The sequence below is a fragment of the Sporomusa sphaeroides DSM 2875 genome (assembly GCF_001941975.2).
GTDB lineage: Bacteria > Bacillota > Negativicutes > Sporomusales > Sporomusaceae > Sporomusa > Sporomusa sphaeroides.
Genome location: NZ_CP146991.1, coordinates 2,139,251 through 2,158,386 on the forward strand (window position 1 = coordinate 2,139,251; position 19,136 = coordinate 2,158,386).

Below are 19,136 nucleotides of genomic sequence, written 5' to 3' on the forward strand. Positions count from 1 at the left end.
AGTATAGCTGAATGCAGAGGTGGAAATTTTGGCGCATAAAATCGCTAATTTGCTTAATATCGCAGAGTGGAAACTTACTCCCTATCAGGTATTGGTGTTGAGTTTCGCCGGACTGATACTTGTAGGAACTTTGCTTTTGATGACACCCTTGGCTTCCGTCACCGGTGAAGGCCTGAGCTTTGTGGATGCTCTGTTTACCGCAACATCGGCTGTTTGCGTAACTGGTTTGACAGTGGTCAATATTGGTACATATTTTTCCCTGTTTGGACAACTTGTGTTAATTAGCCTGGTTCAGGTAGGCGGTCTGGGAATTATGGCTATGACTACCCTGATGGCAATACTGATAGGCAAAAGGATCAATCTGAAGGAACGGCTGTTGATGCAGGAGGCTTTGAATCAACTTACCGTAGCGGGTGTTGTACGTCTTACCCAGTATATTATCAAGGTGACTCTGCTCATTGAATTTATTGGCGGTACTTTTTTGGCTATTCGTTTATATTCCGATTTGGGACTTAAGGGGATTTACTTTGGCTACTGGCACGCAGTTTCTTCATTCTGTAATGCGGGATTTGACTTATTTGGCAGCATAACCGGTAATTTTTCCAGTGCCATAGGCTATGCAGAGGATATCGTCGTCAATCTTATTATAACCTTCCTTATTATCCTGGGCGGTATAGGTTTTACTGTTATTGCCGATGTTTGGACAAACCGGCGGTTCTCCAAGTTCTCACTGCATACCAAAGTAGTGTTGTTTACAACACTTGTACTCATTGTTTTAGGTGCGTTGGTAATTTTTCTGCTGGAATATGATAATCATGGAACTATGGCTAATTTATCATGGAATGGGAAAGTTATGGCCAGCTACTTCCAATCAGTAACTGCCCGTTCTGCCGGCTGGAATACGGTAGATATGAGCAATCTTACAGATGCCACTTTATTTTTTATGATAATCCTAATGTTTATTGGCGCTTCACCGGCCTCGACAGGTGGTGGGATTAAAACTTCGACAGCCTGTGTTTTGGTTGCGGCCACTTGGGCACTAATCCGGGGAAGAAGTGATGTCGAATTATTTGGGCGGCGAATTCCCTATGGGATTGTTTATAAGGCTCTTGCCGTTATGTTAATATCTGCACTGGCCGTGATTTTTGTAACCATGATGTTAACCATTACCGAAAATCAAGAGTTTATTAGGCTGCTGTTTGAAGTAATATCGGCCTTTAGCACCACCGGACTAACAACAGGAATTACAACAACCCTGACAACTTCGGGTAAGCTCTGGCTTGTTTTTACTATGTTTGCCGGACGTGTCGGCCCGGTCACGCTGGCGTTGGCTTTGGCATTAAAAGCCCGCAAAGGCAATTTACAATACCCTGAAGGTAAAGTTATCATAGGTTAAGAGAAGAGGGAGAGAATTGGCAGTAAAAAATAAGACCAAGCAATTTGCTGTTATCGGCTTAGGGCGTTTTGGCACAAGTGTTGCCAGGGCCTTATATCTGCTCGGGTATGAAGTGCTGGCAATTGACGCCGATGAAGAACAGGTGCAAAAGTTTAGTGAGGAAGTCACCCATGTTGTCCAGGCAGATACCACTGATGAAAACTCACTTAAAGCATTAGGTATCCGAAACTTTGATGTAGTTATTGTCGCCATTGGCGAGAATATGCAGGCTAATGTGTTTACCACTTTGCTGTTAAAAGATCTTGGCGTAAAACATATTGTGGCAAAAGCCCGCAATGAATTGCACGGAAAAATGCTGGAGAAAATTGGCGCAGACCGTGTTGTTTATCCTGAACGTGATATGGGGCAGCGGGTGGCCCATAACCTGGTGTCAACCAATGTACTGGAGTATATTGAGTTATCTCCTAATTTGAGTATTGTTGAAATCACTGCCCCCAAAGCCTTAGTGGGTCAAAGCCTGGCTGAAGCTGATCTCCGGGCAAAATATAAAGTTAATGTGGTAGCGATGAAGCGGGGCGAGCAGGTGACTGCACCGCCACAGCCTAATGAAAAAATTGCTAAAGGGGATATTCTGATTATTGTGGGAGAAAGCCAGGGGGTACAAAAGCTGGAGGAATTAGAATGAGTGAGTTTATTTCCAGTCCGGCAAACAGGCTGATTAAAGAAGTTGTTTCCCTTAAACAAAAAAAATACCGGGATAGCCTGGGCTTATTTATCGCGGAAGGCGTGCGCCTGATAGAAGAATGTGCTGTTGCCGGGTGGTCTGTCGCAACCTGCATTTATACGGAAGCGGCGGCTGCCAGAGACCGGACGCGCAGCCTGATTGAGAGGCTGGAAAAGTTAAATTGTCAGCTGGCAGTGGTTCCTGACAGCCTTTATAACAAGATTTCCGATACGGAACAACCTCAGGGAATTATGGTAATAGTAAAAAAACGTCAGGCTACCCTGGAAAGCATGGTGGCTGCCGGTGAAAACCCTCCCTTGGTTGTGGTACTTGACGGTATTCAGGACCCCGGCAATGTTGGAACCATTATCCGTACCGCAGATGCCGCCGGTTGTACCGGAGTAATTGCGCTTAAAGGCTCAGCCGATATCTATGCCGGTAAAACCGTGCGGGCCAGCATGGGATCGCTGTTTCATCTGCCGGTTGTTGAAGGGATAACTTCGTTAGAACTGATTACCTGGCTTCAGCGCTGCAGAGTTAGGCTGCTGGCAACCAGTTTGCAGCAATCAGAACTGTACTACCGGACCAGGCTTGCCTGTCCTGTGGCGATTGTTTTGGGAAATGAAGGTCAGGGTGTCAGTCCCGAATTACTGGAAGCCGCTGACAGTTGTGTGAATATACCGCTTATTGGCCAGGCCGAATCGCTCAATGTAGCAGTTGCTGCCGGTATAATCCTGTATGAAGCGGTAAGACAGCGGTCAACCTTGTAATTTTTACAAGGCTGTGATATAATACGGTTAGCAATAATGGAGATACTGATTACGGACAGAGAGGGTGTGGTCTTACGATGATGACCGCCGAATTTTTCTGGAGAATGTTTGAAGCTACCGGTTCCATTGCTGCGTATTTGTGGTATAAACGCTTACGGTTGCAATAAGTTAATAGTCATTTTATGTAAGTACAATGAGGAAGAGAGTATGTTAGTTATGTTTCTACAGGGAGGATGCTGCCAAAGATTGCGAGCAGCGCTGAAACAGCTGGCAGAAGTTCACTTCTGAGTATCTGGGCTGAAGGGATAGGCTATTCTGTGTAGGTCTGGCGTTTTTTCCGCGTTACAGGAAATCGAGTGTAATTAGGGTGGTACCGCGAAGTCAAGACTTTCGCCCCTTGGGGCTGGAAGTCTTTTTATTTTTATTTTTAGGAGGAACATATGGAACAAGAGCTTAATTCATTAAGAGAAACAGCTCTTAAGGAGCTGTCGGAAGTTACCGCAAAAGAGGCGCTTAATGACCTAAAAGTCAAATACCTTGGAAAAAAAGGATTACTCACAGGTATGCTGCGTGGTCTGGGCGCGTTGAGTCCGGAAGAACGGCCACGGGTGGGACAGGTCGTTAATGACATCAGAAATGAATTGGAAGCCATTATAGCCACTAAACTTGAGGCCACAAAACAAGCTGAACTGGCTCAGAAACTGGCGTCAGAGAGCATTGACGTTACTTTGCCGGGGCGGCACGCCGGTCTTGGGCACTTACACCCGTTAACGCTGACGTTGAATCGGATTAAAGATACTTTTATGCGCATGGGTTTTGAAGTTGCCGAAGGCCCGGAAGTGGAAAAGGATTACTATAACTTTGAGGCGCTCAATCTGCCTCAAGACCACCCGGCTCGCGATATGCAAGATTCCTTTTATATCACAAAAGAGTTTTTGCTCAGAACCCATACCTCACCTGTACAAGTACGGACAATGCAGGCGGCTGAGCCCAATCAACCCATCCGCATCATTGCTCCCGGTAAAGTATACCGGCGGGATTATGATGCCACTCATTCACCGATGTTCCAGCAGGTAGAAGGTTTAGTAGTGGACCAGGGGATTAGTTTTGCTGATTTAAAAGGTACCCTGGAACTTTTCTCCAAAGAAATTTTTGGTAACAGAGTTAATGTACGATTCCGCCCCAGCTTTTTTCCGTTTACCGAACCAAGTGCCGAAGTGGATATCTCCTGTGTCATGTGCGACGGTAAAGGCTGTCGTGTGTGTTCAGGCACAGGCTGGCTGGAAATTTTAGGTTCAGGCATGGTTCACCCGCGCGTTCTGGAGATGAGCAATTTTGATCCGGGTAAAGTGAGTGGTTTTGCCTTTGGTATGGGTGTAGAGCGTATTGCTATGCTTACCTATGGTATTGATGACCTCAGACTATTTTTTGATAATGATATACGCTTTTTACGTCAATTTTAAAGGCAGGTAAAGGAGGAAAGTTATGAGAGCGTCAATAAAATGGCTTCAAGATTATGTAGAAATTAAAGAAACACCGGAAAAACTGGCAGACATGCTGACTATGGCCGGTATTCCAGTCGAAGCTGTGGAACGATTAGGACAAAATATATCAGGTGTAGTTACCGGTAAAGTGCTGGAGATGCTTCCCCATCCTGATGCAGATAAATTATCGGTATGCAAAGTCGACATTGGTACCGAAGTGGTTACCATCGTGACCGGAGCTACCAACGTCCGGCAGGACCATATCGTTCCTGTAGCCACCGTTGGAGCTTCTTTGCCTAACGGGATGAGTATTCAACCGACAAAACTCCGGGGGCTGTTGTCTAACGGAATGTTATGCTCGACAGAAGAGCTTGCTATTGACAACAAACTGGTGTCCCCTGAGGCTAGAAACGGCATTTATATTCTGCCTGCAGACACGGAAATCGGTATAGATATTCGTACAGCCCTGGGGCTGGACGATGTCGTGCTTGAGTTTGAACTTACTGCTAACAGAGCCGACTGCTTCAGCATCATTGGCATTGCCCGGGAGATTGCCGTGCTTACCGGTGCTTCTTTGAAAAAGCCAATGCTTAATTTAAAAGAAGCAGGTACAGAAAAGGCTAACAATATGACCAGTATCCAGATAGAGGATTCCGATCTTTGTTCACGGTTTGCCGCAAGAATCTTAACCAATATTAAAGTAGGGCCATCACCTGCCTGGATGCAGCACAAAATTCAGGCTGCCGGTATGCGGCCGATTAACAATGTTGTTGATGTGACCAATTTTGTTATGCTGGAATTAGGTCAGCCGATGCATGCTTATGATTATAATCTGTTGGCGCGTCATAGCCTGATTGTCCGCAAACCCAACCCGGGTGAAAAACTGACTACCCTTGATGGAGTTAAGCGGGAACTTGCTCCTGACATGCTGGTGATTGCCGATGCCGTACAGGCTGTTGGCATCGCCGGGGTAATGGGCGGGCTGGCTACTGAGGTTACGGCCAATACCCAAAATGTTTTGCTGGAAGCCGCTTCGTTTAAAGGAGCAAGTATTCGCCGCACTTCCCGGGCCTTAGGACTTCGCTCGGAAGCATCCGGACGTTTTGAACGCGGTGTAGACACGGCTAATGTTATTAAGGCTCTTGACCGGGCTGCCACACTGCTTGAAGATATGGGAGCCTGCCAGGTGTGCCCGGGTATTGTTGATGCGTATCCTGAGATGCAGCTGCCTAAGCAAATTGTTTTTACTCCTAAGCAAATTAACAGCTATCTTGGTACCAATATACCGGCAAATGCAATGGTTGATATACTAAAACGTCTGGAGTTCGAGGTTGATGCCGGGCCGGAAAAAATTACAGTGACTGTGCCGACCTGGCGTGGGGATGTAACTTTGCCGGCCGATATTTGTGAGGAAATTGCCAGGATTTATGGCTATCACAATGTGCCGTCCACGACACCGGCAGGCAGTATGTTGCAAGGCAAACAGAATTATTCGCAGAACCTTGTCGACAAAGTGAAGGCCGTCCTGACAGGCAGTGGTTTTTCGGAAATTGTTTCCCTGAGCTTTTCTCATCCGGATACCTTTGATAAACTAAATATTCCTGCCGACAGCCGGCTGCGCCAGGCTATTGAGGTTTTAAACCCTATTACCGATGATTTCCCGATTTTGCGTACAACTTTGCTGGGCGGCGTAATGGATACCATTGTCCGCAATCTTTCCCGCAAGAATGAAGATTTGAAAATATATGAAGTCGGAGCCGTATACTGCCCGGAAACCCTGCCGCTTAGTGATCTGCCACAGGAACCGCTGATGCTGTGTGGAGCTATGCTTGGCAAACGCCAGGCGATGGCCTGGAATCAGGGAAGAGATAATGTCGATTTCTTTGATGCCAAAGGTGCTGTCGAAGCGATCCTGGAAGGACTGGCAATTGCCGGTTATTCTGTAGCAATAGGCCAAAATCCATCACTGCACCCTGGAAAAACTGCAGTCATTCAAAAAGATGGCGATGTTCTGGGAATGATTGGTGAAGTTCATCCGGCTGTTTTAGATGCTTACGCAATAACAAAAAAAGTCTATGTATTTGAATTGCATATTGCAGCATTGATCAAGCATGCCACAATAAAACCGGATTATCAGTCCTTGCCCAAGTTTCCGGCAATCACCCGCGACCTGGCTGTTGTTTTACCTGAACATATCCCCGCCTGTGAGGTAACAGCTGCCATTATCACAAACGGCGGTTCCTTGCTTACTGCTGTTCAATTGTTTGATGTTTATACCGGCCAACAAGTGACCAAAGGGTTCCGCAGCCTGGCATTTTCACTTACTTTCCAGGCCAACGACCGGACACTGACAGATATCGAGATCGATGAATATTATAAAAATATTGTTGCTGCGCTTGAAAGCACTTTTGCAGCTAAACTCCGGGAATAGTCCGGTGTGTGTCCCAAATAGGAAATGTATTTAAGGAATAATGTGAATTTAAGGCGGGTTATCCCGCCTTTTTCTTTTTTTTAGCAGGAATTAGTTTTTGGCTGGTAGAAGTATATTCTGCAGTAAATATTTAACTTCAGGTGGATTATGTCAGAAAAAAAAAGTAAGGTAACTGTTGAAATATACGGCGAAAGCTATGCATTGAAAGGCAATATTGAGCCGGAGCGAATTTTGCGTTTGGCAGCTATGCTGGATGAACGCATGAAAAAAACGGCTAAAGCCAACCTAAGACTGTCGCCCACTAAAATCGCCGTGTTGACAGCTTTAAATATTGCGGATGAATTTTTACGGTTAGAGCAAGATTATCTGGAGCTCCTTGAGCTAATAAAAGAAGATAAATAAGGCTTACACAGTATGTGCGGTATAACACTTGGAAGTCATGTTAATAATACAGACAGAAAAGGAGTGATACCGTGTTCGACAGCGGTTCATTGGGGCCGGTTTTATTGCGCTTCATCGTATTATGTTCGGTAGCATTAGTTGTTGTCAGGTTGATGGGCAACCGTACTGTAGGCCAGCTGTCGCCCTATGATTTTATCATTATGGTTGGCATTGGCGATATTATTGTTGCCGGGACTATGGACCAAGCTCCTACCTTAGGAGCAGGGATTTTGGTCTTGGTAGCATTGCTGCTGTTACAGCAATTAATGGGATATCTGGCTTTAAAGAATAAAACCTTGCGAAAATGGTTTGAGGGCACACCGGTGACGTTGATTAAAGATGGACGTATTCTTAAAGAAAACTTTACGAAAACGAACTTTAATTACGATGATCTGCGGCAGGAACTGCATAAAAAGGGTCTTGATATGTCCGACTTGAGCATCATAGAAACAGCCCGTCTGGAAAGCTGCGGCGAATTCACTATGGTTCGCACACCCGAAACGGAGCCGTTGACTAAAAAAGAATTTGAGAGCTATATCAAAAGTATTTATGACAATCCGCTGAGTCTGGCTGGAGAAAAGTGGACAAAACTTGAAAAATTTATGGATGATGTGGAGTTTCTGGCCAATCACTTGCGGGAGCAGCAGGCAGTCAGGAACGAGGCTGAGCAGAACCCGGCCGACAAAGAAAAAGAATTGCATTAATGAGAGGAAGGGATACCCCTTCTTCTTTCTTATGCTGTATCCAGTCATTCTCATCCGGCTTACCGTTTTTCCAGGGGTGGCGTGTTGCGGAGTATATAGGTAATAAAGGCGGTTTCCAGATATGAGGGTATTATTCATATTCATTGATGGCATTGGTTTAGGCAGGCATGACCCGGCCATTAACCCCCTGGTGCGTTTTGGCTTGCACAGTATTGCCTCCGGGTTTGGCGGGGCATTGACAGAGGAGCTGGGAGCGGTCCTGGTGTCTGATTGTGCTATGGTACCCATTGACACTACCCTGGGGGTGGAGGGATTACCACAAAGTGCAACAGGGCAGGCGGCCATCCTTACCGGTCTGAATACTGCCAAAATCATGGGGCGTCACATACAGGCCTTTCCCGGACCTGAGTTGTCAAAAATCATTACCGATAATAATTTTATGAAAGAACTGGTTGAAGACGGGCTTACGGCCACATCGGCTAATCTGTATCTGCCAGATTATTTTGAACTGGTGGCAAGGCGCAAACGCCGCCATTCAGCCATTACGCTGGCAGCGTTAAGTACCGGTATGTCCTTGCGGTCCCTGCCGGAAATCGATAGGGGACAGGCGGTATATCAGGATATTACCAATGAAATGCTAGGCAGCTTTGGTGTGGATATTCCGCCGGTAACACCAAGGCAGGCTGCCCATAATTTGATTGCTATTTCCCAAAGCAATGCTTTTACTATTTTTGAATATTTTCAAACAGACAGGGCAGGTCATAAGCAGGATTGGCATTATGCGCAAAGAATTTTGCACATACTTGATGAGTTTATTGGAGCTGTTCGCGAGTTATTGCCTGCAGACACTTTGCTGTTGATAACCAGTGACCATGGAAATTTCGAAGATATGGGGGTAAAAACCCATACCGTCAATAAGGTACCGTTTATTGCCATCGGTGCCGGAGCACAAAAGATGGCAGAGGGTATCAACAATTTATCAGATATTGCTCCGGCAATACTAGCGGTTTTAAGGAAGGATGATTTGCGTGATTGAATTACTCGCGCCTGTTGGCAGCAAAGAGGCTTTGATTGCAGCAGTGGAAAGTGGGACAAATGCCGTTTATCTTGGCGGCAAGATGTTCGGTGCCAGACATTATGCACCGAATTTTACTGATGAGGAATTGACTGAAGCCGTACGTTTCGCTCATTTGCGCGGAGTAGCGGTATTGGTTACTGTTAATACATTGCTGGATGATAGTGAATTGCCATTATTGGTTGATTATTTGCGGCATTTATACGAAATAGGTGTTGATGCCATTATTGTGCAGGATTTAGGGGTAGCAGTAGTAGCCAAAAAGGTAGTTCCTAATCTGCCGCTGCATGCCAGTACGCAGATGACAGCTCATAATTTGGCAGGTGTTGATTTTCTGGCCGCTATGGGCTTTAAAAGAGTAGTACTGGCCCGGGAGTTGTCACTTGCAGATATTGAATATATTTGCAAGCATACTACTGTCGAGATAGAGACATTTATTCATGGTGCGTTATGTATTTCTTATTCGGGACAATGCCTGATGAGCAGCCTGATTGGCGGACGCAGCGGCAATCGCGGACGCTGTGCCCAGCCTTGCCGCCTTCCTTACACGCTTGTTGATGCAGCGGGAAATGATGCGTTGCAGCAGGCCGATGCCGGGGCCTATTTGCTTAGCCCGAAGGATTTTAACACTATAGAAGTATTACCACAGTTAATTGAGGCCGGTGTAACTTCTTTTAAAATTGAGGGGCGGATGAAACGGCCGGAATATGTTGCTGTTGTTGTTGATGCCTACCGGCGTTCCATTGACAGCTATCAGGCCCGCCAGTCCGATTATACTGTCAGTGAGCAAGACAAAAAAGATCTGGCGCAAATTTTTAACCGTGACTTTACTACTGCCCACCTTTACGGTAAAAACGGACGGGCGATGATGAGCGACCGGCGTCCCAATAACCGTGGTGTCAGGGTAGGCCGGGTGCTTGAGTATAAGCCGGCCAATAAAACAGCTGTCATCAAACTGGACGAGTCGCTTGCCATTGGCGATATTGTTGAGTTTTGGGTTAAAGTCGGCGGCCGGGTCAATGTTACGATTACTGCTATGACGGTTGGCGGCAAAGCAGTTACGGAAGCTAAGGCCCATACGGCGGTCACAATTCCGGTAAGTTCGCCTGTGCGTGACAACGACAGAGTGTTTAAGGTCTTTGATGCCGCTTTAATGGAACGTGCCAGAGCCTGCTTTAACAGAGCCGATGCCTTTAGGCGTATACCTGTTGATGCTGCCGTGACTGTTGCCGAAGGCAGTCCGCTGGTTATAACGCTGCAAGATTCCGAAGGATTTACCGGTCAGGCAGCAACGGCTTTTGTCGCCGAAAAGGCACTAAAAAGACCGCTGACTCCTGATACGGTTATGAAACAAATCGAACGTCTTGGGACTACCGTTTTTAGCTTGCGACAACTGGACTGCCAGATCCAGGGTGAAGTAATGGTGCCTGTCAGCGAGATTAATGATGCCAGACGCCGGGCGGTAGAAGCGCTGGAAACCGCACGGCTTGCTAGGTTTTACCGGCAGCCGCTGCCGCAGGATAAGTCTATTGTGAGTATACAGCCGCAGGCGCGTACAGTAAACCCGGAGAATAGACCGGAACTTGTCGTAAATGTGGATGCCGTTGACAAAGTCAGGGCAGCTGTGGATAATGGTGCCGATATTGTCATGTTTGGCGGCGAGTGCTTTGGTAACCGGCCGTTAGCTGCCGAGGATTATCATGCGGCAGCGGCCTATTGCCACAGCCATGGCCGTAAAATTATTCTCAATACGCCGCGGTTGTTGAATCAGCGTCAAATGCAGGAATTACAGGCACGGATTGCACTATTTAATGAAATTAACCCTATGGCCATAGGTGTTGGCAATATAGGAACCTTACACCTCTTCCGGGACAGGATACCGCTTCACGGCGATTATCCCTTGAATATATATAACAGTGTTGCTGCGGGCTATGTAAGCAATACCGGCCTGGCTAGCCTAACCTTATCGCCTGAGCTTAATTTTGCTCAAATTGAGGAACTGGCAGCAAAAAAACTTGCTCCTATTGAATGCTTAGTACATGGTTATCTGACACTTATGATTTCCGATTATTGCCTGTTGGGGAGTTTTTTAGGAGGTTCTGATATTCAAAAGTGCGGCAAGGCCTGTTTGCGCGGTCAGTTTTGGCTGAAAGACAGAATGAATGAATTATTCCCGGTTGCCACTGACCAATTTTGCCGGATGCACATTTTGAATGCTAAAGAACTGTCCATGCTGCCGCATGTACCCCGGTTAATGCGGGCCGGTATTAGCCGGCTCCGGTTTGAAGCCAAATACAGCCCGGTCCAGGAGGTTGCCCGTGTAACCCGGCTATACCGGGAACTGATCGATCAGGGAGAGCGGCATCCGTTGCTGGTACAAGACAAAATTACTGCCGCGGAGCACGAAAATATTACCAGAGGTCATTATTTCCGCGGAGTATTATAGAGGAGAGTTATATGGAAGTATCGGTTTTTACAACTTTGGAGTTTAATAAAATCAGGGACATGCTGGCTGAACGCACAGGCTCTGTTATGGGGCGGGAGCTTACCGAGAGTATGATACCTGCAAATGATGCCGGTGAAGTTAAGCGCCGGCTGGCCGAGACGGCTGAAGCCCGTACGGTCATGAACCAGGTACCTGCTGTGCCGCTTGGTGGAATTCGCGATGTGCGTGCCGGTATAAAAAGGGCGGCTCTGGGTGCTATATTAGAGCCGCATGAGCTTTTAGCGGTAGCCAGCACCTTATATGCCGCCAGGCGGATGAAAAACTTTTTGGCCGAATTGCCTGTGGAGATACCACTGCTGGCTGCTATGGCCGGGCAGATAACCTTATTAAGAAATATTGAAACAACAATTGAAGCTACTGTTACTGAGCAAGGTACTATCCGGGACGATGCCAGCGGTGAATTGTTAAAAATACGCCGCGAAATAAGACAATCCCAAAGCCGTGTCAAAGAACGGCTGGACAGTATCCTGCGATCAGGCGAATATCAAAAATACTTTCAGGATGCATTGGTAACAATGCGCGGTGATAGATATGTAATTCCGATCAAACAAGAATTCCGCAATAATTTTCCGGGCATTGTTCATGATCAGTCGTCCAGTGGCGCCACTTTATTTATTGAGCCTATGGCCATAGTAAATCTCAATAATGATATAAAACAGCTTATGTCTGCGGAAAAGAATGAGATTGAACGCATTTTAACCGTAGTTACCGGTCAAGTAGCCAACGTAGCCGATGTTATCGAAGATAATCTTACCCTCTTAGCCCGTTTGGATTTTATTTTTGCCAAAGCCAAACTAAGTATTGATATGCGGGCAGTGCAGCCGGTGATTAATGAGCAAGGACATGTTAACCTCATTCAGGCGCGTCATCCGCTTATCGCGTCAGAAAATGTTGTGCCAATAGATGTCCGGCTGGGACGGCATTTTACTACTTTGCTTATTACCGGGCCAAATACCGGCGGTAAAACAGTAACTTTGAAAACTGTCGGGTTATTTGCGCTGATGACGCAGTCCGGATTATTTATTCCGGCGGCCGCTGATTCTGAAATGCCGGTTATCGGCAATATCTTTGCCGATATTGGCGATGAACAGAGCATTGAACAAAGTCTCAGCACTTTCTCCGGTCATATGACTAATTTGGTTGGGATATTAAAAAAGGTAGCTGCAAACGACTTGGTGCTCATTGATGAAATCGGCGCAGGCACTGATCCCAGTGAGGGTGCCGCTTTGGCGATGGCAATCCTGGAGCATATGCACACAATTGGTGCAAAAACTATTGCAACAACCCATTATAGTGAATTGAAAACATTTGCTTATACCAGACATGGAATAGAAAATGCCAGCGTAGAATTTGATATACAGACACTGCGTCCTACTTACCGGCTGTTAATAGGCATACCTGGCAGCAGTAATGCTTTTGCGATAAGTCAGCGCCTGGGGTTGTCCGAGAGTATCATTGGTCGCGCTAAAGAGTTAATTAACAAAGAACATGCTGATTTTGAGACAGTTTTGCAAGCGTTGGAAGAACAGAAGAAATCGTATACGCTCAAGCTGGATGAAGTAAATCAAATAAAGCAGGAATTAACCCAGGCTAAAGCAAAGGCACTGGAAGCAGAACGCCTGCTCGCCGAAAAGAAGTCGGTGACATTAGCCAAAGCGCAGGAAGAGGCAGCGGCTGTCGTTCGACAGGCCAGGCGCAGCGCCGAAGAAATTATTAGTGATTTAAAAGCCCAGTTTTCCGAACATAGCGGGCGGGAAAGGCAGTCTGCAATTGAAACTGCCCGCCGAAAACTAAAGAACATGAGCAGTGAGGTTAATACACTGGATGTGGATGAGGACGAAGCGTCTGAGGTGTCGGCAGACATGCTTCACCCGGGAATGAATGTGTATATTACTACGTTAAAACAAAAAGGGGAAGTATTGGCCGTAAGCATGGCAGACGTGACTGTGCAACTGGGAGCGTTAAAGCTTACAGTACCATTAACTTCCTGCCGGCTGCTGGCGGAAGAGTCCCCGCATATAACCAAAACAAAAGCGGCTAATGCCGGTAAACCCGCTGTGATGAGCCGGGTTGCAACAGCAGCAAGACAAATTGACCTTCGTGGTATGACGATTGAAGAAGCTGAGACCACTCTTGATAAATATCTTGATGAAGCTGTACTGGCAGGTCTGCATGAAGTGCTTATTATTCACGGCAAGGGTACCGGTGCATTAAGAAAGGGCGTAAGAACCTATCTTGAAAACCATTCGCATATTGTTCAAATTCGTATAGCCGAACTTAATGAAGGCGGTACCGGCGCTACCGTAGCCAGGCTGTCTTAGCTATAAGGAAGGCTTGAAAAATATTATTTAGGGAGGAGAAAACGAATGATTATTCAAAGTAAGGAAATGGAGCAGCGCGCCCTGGAGCAGGTTGCTGAGTTAATGTGCGCTGCTGCCCGGACGGCGCCTAAAGGGCGGGGAATAGACAACTTAGTAGTCATGGTTGTCAAAGGCAGAACGAAAGATCAATTAGTCGAAGAAATGAAGAAAATTGCGCAGGCAAGCGGAGCCCATTTTTTCGAACGTGATGCCGCCTGTTTGGAAAAAACACAGCTGGCGATTCTGATGGGCCAAAAAGTCAAGCCTATGGGTGTGCAACCCTGCGGCTACTGCGGGTATGCCAACTGTAAAGAGAATACTGAAAAAGCAGGGCTTTGTGCGATTGCTGTGGGGGATCTGGGCATTGCCCTGGGATCGGCTGTCAGTGCGGCTGCATTGCATCATATTGATAACCGAATTATGTTTACAATTGGGCGGGCGGCACTCAATCTGGATATATTTGAGGAAGATGTCCAAATTGCTTACGGCATCCCGCTCAGTGTTTCCGGAAAAAGTCCATTTTTTGACCGGGGCTAAATTGTCCATACAAAAAAACTGGGAATTATTCACATGAATGATTCCCAGTTTTTTTGTTTTGTCAGTAGTGTAGTTTTCTCCCTTATTAGCTTGCGTTTTTTCCTGCGGCTCCAGTGCAAGCCGTCTTTTGTGGTTTAAAAGTTGTTTTTCCAATTTAGATACCGTCCATAGGTTTTGCCGTCTGGTTCCTCGCTATCTTCGTCATTTTGCGGCGGTAAGGACCGCTCTTTTGGCGGCGCAGCCTGCTGTGCGGTGGCGGCTTGAGCGGCAGGTGCTTCAGTTTCGGCCGGTTGTTTGGGTAATTCCGTTTTAGGTTCTGACTTAGTTTCATTTTTAGGCTTTTCCTGTGAATTGCCGCCGCCACCAAGACCAAGACCGCCAAGATTGTTTAATAATCCCAGAACACTGCCCATAGTGCCGGGATTGAGTTTTGATTTTAGTTGCGGGTTGTTTAACAACGGCAGAAGGGACATTAAAGTATCTGGTGATAGTCCGCCGCCGGCACCACTGTCGCCACCGCCTTTTGTCAATTCACCCAGTAGTTTATGTAGAGGATTACTGTTGGCCGCAGTTTGAGTTTGTTGTGGCATATTGGTAGTATGGCCACGGTTAACTATAGAAAATAGGCATAACAGTGATAAAACAGTTACCAGGTTATCGAGCCCTGCTCCAGAGGTAACACTGGCATCAAGCATTCGGTTTATTGAGCCGAGTAGCGACGAAGACCCAGTGGTGTCAGTGTCATTCGGCATAAGAACGCCTCCTTAAAACATGCCGGGAATTTTAGGCAGGTTCAAATCGGTAGCCAGTTTGCCCATAGCGGCTTGATTCAAATCACGTGATTTCGATAATGCATTATTTATTGTTGCTAATAATAAATCCTGTAATAATGCAGCGTTATCGGCGTTTAGATATTTGCTGTTTAATTGAATAGCAACAACTTCTTGCTGACCATTGACAGTTATTTTAATAACATCGCCGCTTGATACTTCAATACGTTCTTGTTTGAGCCCTTCCTGAACAGTATCAACATTTTGCTGAACCTTTTTTACCATTTCCATAATGTTACCAAACTGTTCAAACACTAGCTATGCACCTCCTATATTTCTATCTAATTTATTCAGTTAAACTAATTTTGTGAGTGTCCAAACTCCAAATACACCGATATTTCATATATTGGATTAGAAAAATCATTTGTGAAGGGGGGTGGAATTTGTGCGCGTGCGAAAATATCGCCAAAACGCAGGGTTGCCGCCTGTAGAAAGGCCGGTAAAAGCAATGAAAGATCCTGTTGCAACAAATGAGCAGGCACCTGAAACTGTACCGGTGGTTTTGCCTGCCAAGACATCGCAGAAGCAGAAAAAGACTGGCTCACGCGGTCCGGCTGCGATGCTGAGAAAGATGATGCAAAACCCCAATCTCAATGTGCAGATGGTGGTCATACTCTTGACGTTGGCGTCAGAAAATTTTTCAATGGATAGACGAATTGATTCTATGTCGTCTACTGTAGATAAAATCCGCAATATTACCGATGTAATCGAAAATACTATGCAATCTGTTAAAGTTGCGAGTGAGGCTCCAAAACAAATTAGAAGGCTATTTGAAACGAAAAATTAGCAGTTAAATGTCAAGCCGGGTTAGTAACACTTCGAGTTAAAAATGTATATATTGAAGTAGAAGGGCGGGCGATACTTCGCCCTCATCACATAATTAAGGAGGTAGTTTACATGTCGCGGTGTGGATTTGGCGGTAATGGCTTTGGTGGTATTTGGATTATCATCATTATCTTATTACTCTTCTTTTTTGATGGTGATGACACTTGTCTATAATTACTCTACTTACTTACGTACATCCGGAACACGCTGAAAGGCGTGTTCTTAATTTATCCTGACAATAATACAACACCCGCATGCAGCTGTAACTCCTGCTGAAAGTGACAAAAAAACGCAAAAATCATATATTACAGTAAAGAGGATAGCGCTCTTTACTGGCTATGAAAAAAGGAGGAAATATAAAATGGGACGTGGATTTGGCGGTGGCGGTTCTTTTGGAAACAGTTGGGTCATTATCATCATTATTATCATTTTACTATTCTGGATGTGCTGTGATGACCAGGGAATTGCTGATTGCTAATATTCTATATTAATGTATATGCTTAAACGGAAAAAAACACGCGTGATTTTACGCGTGTTTTTTTAAAACTAATTTTTCTTGTTAGAATCAGTAGGTTTGGGCGGTGGTGGCGGTAGTGCCGGGTCAATGGTATTTTTGCTGTTCTTTGCTGGCGGTGGCGGTGGAATTTGCTCTGTTGTGTCCGAACCTTCGGTATTACCAGTCTGGGCTGGATTCTTACCATCATTGTTAGCAGCATTATCCTTGCCGTCTTTCTTATCATTATCATCCTTGGTTGCAGTAACTGTCGAAACTTTGGTAGGTTGAGTGCCTTCGGCAAAAAGCTCATCACGGGCCTCTTTACTGGCGGCATCGTTGAGGAGTAAACCGTCCTGGGTGGATATTCTGGCGGTAACGATGCCGGAAGGCTTCACAAAATCACGGGCAACATATTTGGTGGAAGCTTCCCGCATAAAACTCTGCCAAATTGTTGCCGGTATTGTGCCGCCGGTGATGCCGCTCAGATAGTCGGCATTGTCGTAACCCATCCAAACAGCTGCTGCTAAATCAGGCGTATACCCGACAAACCAGGCGTCCTTATAATCGCTGGTAGTACCGGTTTTTCCAGCTGCCGGACGGCCAAAGTAGGCACCTGCCCCGGTACCCTGATTAATAGCTCCCCGCAGCATATCTGTAAGCAGATATGCGCTTCGTTCATTGACAACTACCCTTTCACGGGGAAGGGTTTCTTCAATTACTTTACCATTGCGGTCGACAACTTTAATGATAGCTAGCGGCTCAACCCGTACACCGCCATTTGCCAGCACTCCATAGGCACTGGCAATCTCCAGCGGGGTGACACCACGGGTAAGGCCACCTAATGACATGGCCAAATTGCGGTCATTGGTATTACCGGTAAGGACCAGTGTGGAGATACCCATTTGCTGTGCATAATATAATGTTTTGTCAATACCGACCTGCTGAGCTAATTTTACGGTTACAACATTTAGTGATTGCTCAAGGGCAGTACGCATAGTTACCGGACCGCGAAAGCGTCGATCGTAATTCATTGGCGACCAACTGCCAAAGCTAATGGGCTTGTCATCAATAATGCTGGCCGGTGTAAAACCGCTTTCAAGAGCAGCCAGGTAAACGAACGGTTTAAAGGCAGAGCCCGGCTGGCGTTCGGCTAGTACTGCACGGTTAAACTGATCGTTTCCACGGCCGCCTACCATTGCTTTGATATGACCGTTATGAGGGTCAATAGCCACTAAAGCTCCTTGGGGCTGTTTGATGCCATTTTCGGTACGGCGTGTCGGCAGCAGTTGATTCATAGCCTGTTCTGCTGCGGTTTGCATTTCGATATCCAAAGAGGTATATACTTTCAAGCCGTCTTTATATACGGCATCTGCACCATATTTCTCGATAAGCAATTGCAGTACATAATCGGTGAAATAGGAAGCGGTCGCAGTAGTAGTAGTGTTACGGTTAACCAGTTTTATTTCGGTGTTCTTGGCTTTCAAAGCGGTGGCCGAATCAATGTAATCATACTTAACCAGTTGGTCTAATACTACAGACTGCCGTTCTTTAGCGGCTTTTAAATTGCTGGAAGGGGAATAATAATTAGGACTCTTAGGTATGCCGGCAATCATAGCACACTCGGCTAAATTCAAATCTTCAACATTTTTGCCAAAATAAATTTGGGCAGCTGTTTGCACGCCATAGGCACCTTGACCAAAATAAATTTGGTTCATATACATTTCTAGTATTTCCTGCTTGCTGTATTGCCGCTCAATTTGCAAGGATAAAAAGGCTTCCTGGATTTTACGCTTAATTGTCTGATCTTGTGAAAGTAAAGCATTTCTGGCTAGCTGCTGAGTTATGGTACTGCCGCCTTCAGCTATGCCGCGATTGGTTATATTAGACCAGATAGCTCGCAGGATACCCCGGGGATCAATACCACTATGCTGATAGAAACGGACATCTTCTGCTGCAATAAATGCATTTTGTAAATTTTTTGGTATCTTATTTATAGATACCGGCAACCGGTTTTCTACTGAATGGATGGTTGTTATGAGCTTCCCGTTTACATCAAAAATTTGGGAAGAGACAGCCGGACGTATTTCCCCCTTCAGGCTGGGAATAGTATGGATGCTGGCCGTCAAAAATCCAAGGCTTGCACCTGTTAACATAACTAAGAACACAAGTATGGCAATGATGGTAACTGCCCGGAAATTTTTCTTGGGACGCCGTCGGCCTGACTCTTTATTTTCGTTATTTTTATCTTGCATTGTTTCCTCCCCCTGCAGATTCACTTACATTTGCAGCTAAATATTATTGAAAAACAAAGTTAAAAGGATTTTGATTCGCTAATCATTATATCATAAAAACTATTGATAGGGTATTTCTTTGGCAATCGTTTGCAATATTAAAATTGTTATGTTATAATGCGGCATAAAAGTAGAAATTTTGTCTGAGGTATCGAGAATTTTGACGTAAGATACTAGTACCTCAGGCATATAAAAATATACAGTATATTATATGTGAAATGTAATGAATAGGAGAAGTAAGTCAGAATGGTCTTTTAGAGAGCTGA

Annotated in this window: 15 protein-coding genes and 1 other annotated feature (1 of these 16 cut by a window edge); of the genes, 12 read left to right on the forward strand and 3 right to left on the reverse strand. The window is 45.7% G+C overall.

The window, feature by feature from the left end:
- Positions 1–19 precede the first annotated feature (19 nt).
- The 11 genes from SPSPH_RS09895 to SPSPH_RS09945 all read left to right on the forward strand — a co-directional run bounded on the left by SPSPH_RS09895 (position 20) and on the right by SPSPH_RS09945 (position 14,428).
- Positions 20–1,396 carry a TrkH family potassium uptake protein gene (locus SPSPH_RS09895; RefSeq protein WP_422397021.1) on the forward strand — a complete coding sequence of 459 codons (1,377 nt, stop codon included), beginning with the start codon at positions 20–22 and terminating at the stop codon, positions 1,394–1,396.
- Positions 1,397–1,412: 16 nt separating this feature from the next.
- On the forward strand, positions 1,413–2,081 hold the full coding sequence (locus tag SPSPH_RS09900) for a potassium channel family protein (RefSeq protein ID WP_075755523.1): 669 nt from the start codon (positions 1,413–1,415) through the stop codon (positions 2,079–2,081).
- Positions 2,078–2,890, forward strand: coding sequence for a TrmH family RNA methyltransferase (locus SPSPH_RS09905; protein ID WP_075755524.1), 813 nt, complete (start codon positions 2,078–2,080; stop codon positions 2,888–2,890). Before SPSPH_RS09900 ends, SPSPH_RS09905 begins: the two co-directional genes overlap by 4 nt.
- Before the next feature lie 440 nt (positions 2,891–3,330).
- A complete protein-coding gene (gene pheS, locus SPSPH_RS09910; protein WP_075755525.1) occupies positions 3,331–4,353 on the forward strand; it encodes a phenylalanine--tRNA ligase subunit alpha in 1,023 nt (340 codons plus the stop codon).
- A 22-nt stretch (positions 4,354–4,375) separates the two neighbouring features.
- Positions 4,376–6,805 (forward strand): phenylalanine--tRNA ligase subunit beta, encoded by a 2,430-nt coding sequence (gene pheT / locus SPSPH_RS09915; RefSeq protein ID WP_075755526.1) that lies wholly within the window; start codon positions 4,376–4,378, stop codon positions 6,803–6,805.
- A 147-nt stretch (positions 6,806–6,952) separates the two neighbouring features.
- The gene (locus tag SPSPH_RS09920) at positions 6,953–7,207 is read left to right on the forward strand and encodes a cell division protein ZapA (RefSeq protein WP_075755527.1); all 255 of its coding nucleotides are present in this window, start codon (positions 6,953–6,955) and stop codon (positions 7,205–7,207) included.
- Positions 7,208–7,278: 71 nt separating this feature from the next.
- Entirely contained in the window at positions 7,279–7,950 is a 672-nt protein-coding gene (locus SPSPH_RS09925; protein ID WP_075755528.1) for a DUF421 domain-containing protein, read from the forward strand.
- Positions 7,951–8,071: 121 nt separating this feature from the next.
- Entirely contained in the window at positions 8,072–8,986 is a 915-nt protein-coding gene (locus SPSPH_RS09930) for an alkaline phosphatase family protein (protein WP_075755529.1), read from the forward strand.
- Positions 8,970–11,471, forward strand: coding sequence for a DUF3656 domain-containing U32 family peptidase (locus SPSPH_RS09935; RefSeq protein WP_233138774.1), 2,502 nt, complete (start codon positions 8,970–8,972; stop codon positions 11,469–11,471). The genes SPSPH_RS09930 and SPSPH_RS09935 overlap by 17 nt, the downstream gene beginning before the upstream one ends.
- Before the next feature lie 11 nt (positions 11,472–11,482).
- On the forward strand, positions 11,483–13,852 hold the full coding sequence (locus SPSPH_RS09940; RefSeq protein ID WP_075755531.1) for an endonuclease MutS2: 2,370 nt from the start codon (positions 11,483–11,485) through the stop codon (positions 13,850–13,852).
- Between the two features lie 45 nt (positions 13,853–13,897).
- A complete protein-coding gene (locus SPSPH_RS09945) occupies positions 13,898–14,428 on the forward strand; it encodes a ferredoxin domain-containing protein (protein ID WP_075755532.1) in 531 nt (176 codons plus the stop codon).
- 134 nt (positions 14,429–14,562) lie between these two features.
- On the opposite strand, the gene SPSPH_RS09950 is transcribed toward SPSPH_RS09945, so the two are convergent.
- Both SPSPH_RS09950 and SPSPH_RS09955 read right to left on the reverse strand, forming a co-directional pair.
- Entirely contained in the window at positions 14,563–15,180 is a 618-nt protein-coding gene (locus SPSPH_RS09950) for a hypothetical protein (RefSeq protein ID WP_075755533.1), read from the reverse strand.
- A 12-nt stretch (positions 15,181–15,192) separates the two neighbouring features.
- Complete coding sequence (locus SPSPH_RS09955; protein WP_075755534.1) at positions 15,193–15,513, reverse strand: YbaB/EbfC family nucleoid-associated protein; 321 nt, start codon at positions 15,511–15,513, stop codon at positions 15,193–15,195.
- 130 nt (positions 15,514–15,643) lie between these two features.
- Between SPSPH_RS09955 and SPSPH_RS09960 the strand changes: the two genes are divergently transcribed.
- Positions 15,644–16,045 (forward strand): hypothetical protein, encoded by a 402-nt coding sequence (locus SPSPH_RS09960; RefSeq protein WP_075755535.1) that lies wholly within the window; start codon positions 15,644–15,646, stop codon positions 16,043–16,045.
- 584 nt (positions 16,046–16,629) lie between these two features.
- Here the strand turns inward: SPSPH_RS09960 and SPSPH_RS09965 are convergent.
- Entirely contained in the window at positions 16,630–18,831 is a 2,202-nt protein-coding gene (locus tag SPSPH_RS09965) for a transglycosylase domain-containing protein (RefSeq protein WP_075755536.1), read from the reverse strand.
- Positions 18,832–19,084: 253 nt separating this feature from the next.
- Positions 19,085–19,136 (forward strand) — a binding site (T-box leader); it runs 178 nt beyond the window's last position.